Origin of the sequence: Hominilimicola fabiformis (assembly GCF_020687385.1) — a bacterium.
Classification (GTDB): domain Bacteria; phylum Bacillota; class Clostridia; order UBA1381; family UBA1381; genus Hominilimicola; species Hominilimicola fabiformis.
Map to the genome: position 1 here is coordinate 13,620 of NZ_JAJEQM010000004.1, position 4,529 is coordinate 18,148.

Sequence of the window (4,529 nt, forward strand, 5' to 3'; positions counted from 1 at the left end):
CTCCTTAAAATATTTTATATACATTAATAAACTTATTGTACAATCTTTTGGTGAAAAAATCAAGTATTTTTTCAATAAATTTATAAATTGTTAAAATTTAAACGGCGAAAGTAGGAAAAATCCTACTTACCGTATAAAATTCAATTAGTTCTTTGCACGTTCGTTCATAATCTTTTCTTGAACAGACTTCGGAACTTCGCTGTAGTGTGAAGGTTCCATTGAGTACTGTCCACGTCCCTGTGTACCTGAACGAAGAACTGTAGCATAACCAAACATTTCTGCAAGTGGCACGTCAGCTGTTACCTGAGTAACACCGCCGCTGCGTGATTCTTGCTGTCTAACCATACCACGTCTTGATGAAAGGTCACCGATAACGAAACCAAGGTATTCGTCAGGAACGATAACATTAACAAGCATGATAGGCTCCTTAATAACAGGATCAGCCTTCTTCATACCTTCCTTGAACGCCATAGAAGCGGCAATCTTAAATGCCATTTCTGATGAGTCGACTTCATGATATGAACCGTCATATAGAGTTGCCTTAACGTCAACTACGTTGTAACCTGCAAGTACACCAGACTGCATAGCACCTTGGATACCTGCGTCAACAGCAGGGATATATTCCTTAGGAATAGCACCGCCGACGATTGCATTAACGAATTCATAACCTGCACCCTCTTCAAGCGGCTCAAGTTTAAGAAGTACGTGACCATACTGACCTTTACCACCTGATTGACGAGCATATTTATGTTCGATATTAACTGCTTTTCTGATAGCTTCTCTGTAAGAAACCTGAGGTTCACCAACGTTAGCCTCAACCTTAAACTCACGAAGAAGTCTGTCAACGATAATTTCAAGGTGAAGTTCACCCATACCTGCGATGATTGTTTGACCTGTTTCCTCATCTGTGTAAGTCTTGAATGTTGGGTCTTCTTCTGCAAGTTTTGCAAGAGCGATACCCATCTTTTCTTGACCTGCCTTAGTCTTAGGCTCGATAGCAACACGGATAACCGGTTCAGGGAAGTCCATAGACTCAAGGATAATTGGGTGCTTTTCATCACAAAGTGTTTCACCTGTTGTTGTATTTTGTAGACCAACAGCTGCAGCTATATCACCTGAGTAAACTATATCAAGGTCTTCTCTGTGGTTAGCGTGCATTTGTAGAATTCTACCCATTCTTTCTCTCTTACCCTTGCATGAGTTCAATACATATGAACCCTTTTCAAGAGTACCTGAGTATACTCTGAAGAAACAAATCTTACCAACAAATGGGTCAGTTGCAATCTTGAATGCAAGAGCAGCGAACGGAGCGTCATCTGATGACGGTCTTTCGTCCTCTTCGTCTGTATCAGGATTTATACCCTTGATAGCAGGTACATCTACCGGTGAAGGCATGTACTCGATAACTGCGTCAAGAAGCATTTGAACACCCTTGTTTCTGTAAGCTGTTCCGCAAAGCATAGGAACGATTTCATTATTGATAGTAGCTTTTCTCAAAGCTGCCTTTAATTCGTCAACTGAAATTTCCTCATCGCTAAGGAACTTTTCAAGTAAAGCTTCATCTGTTTCACAGATTGCTTCAACCATTGCCTGATGATATTCTTCAGCTTTTTCCTGCATATCAGCCGGAATAGCGTCCTTATGGAACTTTGTTCCAAGTTCATCATCATAAATTTCAGCGTCCATGTTCATAAGGTCGATGATACCTACGAAAGTATCTTCGGCACCGATTGGAAGCTGGATTGGCACACCGTTAGCGTTTAGTCTTTCGTGTACCATGTTTACAACATTATAGAAGTCAGCACCCATGATGTCCATCTTATTAACGAAAATCATACGAGGTACGTTGTAATCATCAGCTTGACGCCAAACAGTTTCTGACTGAGGCTCAACACCGCCCTTAGCACACATAACTGTTACTGAACCGTCCAAAACTCTTAGAGATCTTTGAACTTCAACTGTAAAGTCAACGTGTCCAGGGGTATCAATGATATTAATTCTGTTCTTTATACCCTTAAAAGGACCTTCTTTTGGTTGCCAGAAACATGTTGTAGCAGCTGAAGTAATTGTAATACCACGCTCTTGTTCCTGAGCCATCCAGTCCATAGTAGCACCGCCATCGTGTGTTTCACCGATTTTGTGGTTGATACCTGTGTAGTACAGAATTCTTTCTGTTGTAGTAGTTTTACCGGCATCGATATGAGCCATGATACCGATATTTCTTGTATTTTCAAGTGAATATTGTCTACCCAAAATAATTTCCTCCTTTCAACAAAGGTAAAAATAGTGTATCTGTCGAAATCCGCATAGGGGCAATGCAAAACTGCTTGTCCCCTATTATATGCGATTTTCGGGTTAAATTTCAAAGTTAAGCGATTTGTTTAAAAAACAAATTACCATCTGTAGTGAGCGAAAGCCTTGTTAGCTTCAGCCATCTTGTGAGTATCTTCACGTTTCTTAACTGAACCGCCTGTACCGTTGATAGCGTCAACGATTTCGTTTGCAAGTCTTTCCTTCATTGTCTTTTCGTTACGTTCTCTTGAGTAACGAGTAAGCCATCTTAGACCCAATGTTTGGCGTCTTTCCGGACGAACTTCCATAGGAACTTGGTATGTTGCACCACCCACACGTCTTGCTTTTACTTCAAGAACCGGCATGATGTTATCCATAGCTTCCTGGAATGCTTCAAGTGCGTCCTTACCTGTCTTTTCTGCTACGATATTGAATGCATCATAAACTATTTTCTGAGCAACACCCTTTTTACCGTCAAGCATAATGTTGTTTATAAGCTTTGTTACAACAACGTTATTGTATATCGGATCAGGTAGCACTTCTCTTTTTGCTATAAAACCTTTTCTTGGCACTTTACTTCCCTCCTTCATAAATTAGCGTTTCCCTCTGTCAAATCTCGCTGCAAATACTTGATGCAATTTGCAAATATCGGCGTTACAAATACTCGGAATACACAGAGTATTCCTGCGTTTTGTGCCTTGATATTTATCAAATTTCATCTGCGTCTTTTCAGCGATATTTTCCGACGGAAAACTACTGTGACAGAAAACAAATATAATATCTGTTTTCCCCTTAATGACATCACAGGTACTCGGAGTTTATTCTTTCAAAACCCCGTGGTGCTATTCGAATATATAATAATATAACTCGATATGCACTTGTGATATGCGCGTATTAGTTAATTACGCGGCATTATTTCTTTTCCTTTGGCTTCTTGGCACCATACTTACTTCTTGACTGAAGACGTCCGTTTACACCCTGAGCATCAAGAGTACCTCTGATAATGTGGTATCTTGTACCAGGAAGGTCACGTACTCTTCCACCTCTGATAAGCACAACGCTATGTTCTTGTAGGTTGTGACCTATACCCGGGATGTAAGCTGTTACTTCAATACCGTTTGTAAGCTTAACTCTGGCAATCTTTCTTAGAGCTGAGTTAGGCTTCTTAGGTGTAGCAGTTCTTACAGCTGTACATACGCCTCTTTTTTGAGGTGAACTCTTGTCAGTAGTCTTCTTCTTTAGAGAGTTTAGACTCTTTTGAAGAGCTGGAGCAGTAGATTTCTTCTTTGATGTCTTTCTACCTGTTCTAACCAATTGATTAAATGTAGGCATATCGTGTTACACTTCCTTTCATAAATTTTTATATATTATCGCATATCATTAAGATATGTAATAAACTACTTTAATACGACGGCACAACTTGCACCGACTTCAATTTTGCACATATTCCCCAATTCCTTCATTGTAGAAATGAAGAACACAGGAGTATTGCTTTCTTCGGCAATTTTGCTTACTCCGTCTTTGATGTGGTCGTCACAGTCTTCGGCAACATATACTTTAGAAGCTTTGTTTTCGTTCAAAGCTCGTACAGCTTGTTTATAACCAACCTGCAACTTTGACCTTTCGGCATCACCAATCATGGTTTTGTCACACTCCGTATCTGAAAAATTGTACTTTGTCAAGCATATTATTTATAACACACTCAACTTATCAGATTATATATAAAAAAAATACATTTGTCAATAGTTTTTTTGAAGAAAATCGTTGATTTTACAAAGTGTTTTAAATGAGTCTGTAACATTTGTAACTTTATTACAAAATATGACAAGAAAACTGTAAAAATGTCGTTTTTATTTTGATAATATTAAAAAAAGATAACAAATAGATTTTAGTATTATTATTGTAAACCTGTCGAAATTAATTTTGAGTAGAAATGTTACATATGTTTAAAGAATGTTTCAGAACCGTTACTTGCTTGTAATATACTTGTAATCTTTGGTTAACTTGCACAATACAATATTTGGTACAAAGAAGGGTAAAACAATCAAAATATTGAGCAAAAAAGACGAAAAACTATGATTTTTGACATAATTATAAGCGGATTGAAACAATTTTGAAAAAAACTATTGACTATTTTGTCATAATGGCATAAAATAAAATTGAGTAATTTTACCATAAAGGCAAATTCTATTATGAAAATTGCATAAAGTCACATCATGAAGTTAGGGGAGAAAATA

At 37.9% G+C, this 4,529-nt stretch carries 4 protein-coding genes; all 4 read right to left on the reverse strand.

From position 1 onward, the window contains the following. Positions 1-144: 144 nt before the first annotated feature. Positions 145-2,253, reverse strand: coding sequence for an elongation factor G (gene fusA / locus LKE05_RS04095; protein WP_308456012.1), 2,109 nt, complete (start codon positions 2,251-2,253; stop codon positions 145-147). 140 nt (positions 2,254-2,393) lie between these two features. Continuing rightward, positions 2,394-2,864: a 30S ribosomal protein S7 gene (gene rpsG, locus LKE05_RS04100; protein WP_022229809.1), complete on the reverse strand. Its 471-nt coding sequence runs from the start codon at positions 2,862-2,864 to the stop codon at positions 2,394-2,396. Positions 2,865-3,204: 340 nt separating this feature from the next. After that, positions 3,205-3,624, reverse strand: coding sequence for a 30S ribosomal protein S12 (rpsL, locus tag LKE05_RS04105; protein WP_022229808.1), 420 nt, complete (start codon positions 3,622-3,624; stop codon positions 3,205-3,207). A gap of 65 nt (positions 3,625-3,689) precedes the next feature. Beyond that, the gene (locus tag LKE05_RS04110) at positions 3,690-3,974 is read right to left on the reverse strand and encodes a ribosomal L7Ae/L30e/S12e/Gadd45 family protein (RefSeq protein ID WP_308456013.1); all 285 of its coding nucleotides are present in this window, start codon (positions 3,972-3,974) and stop codon (positions 3,690-3,692) included. Between the last annotated feature and the right edge of the window lie 555 nt (positions 3,975-4,529).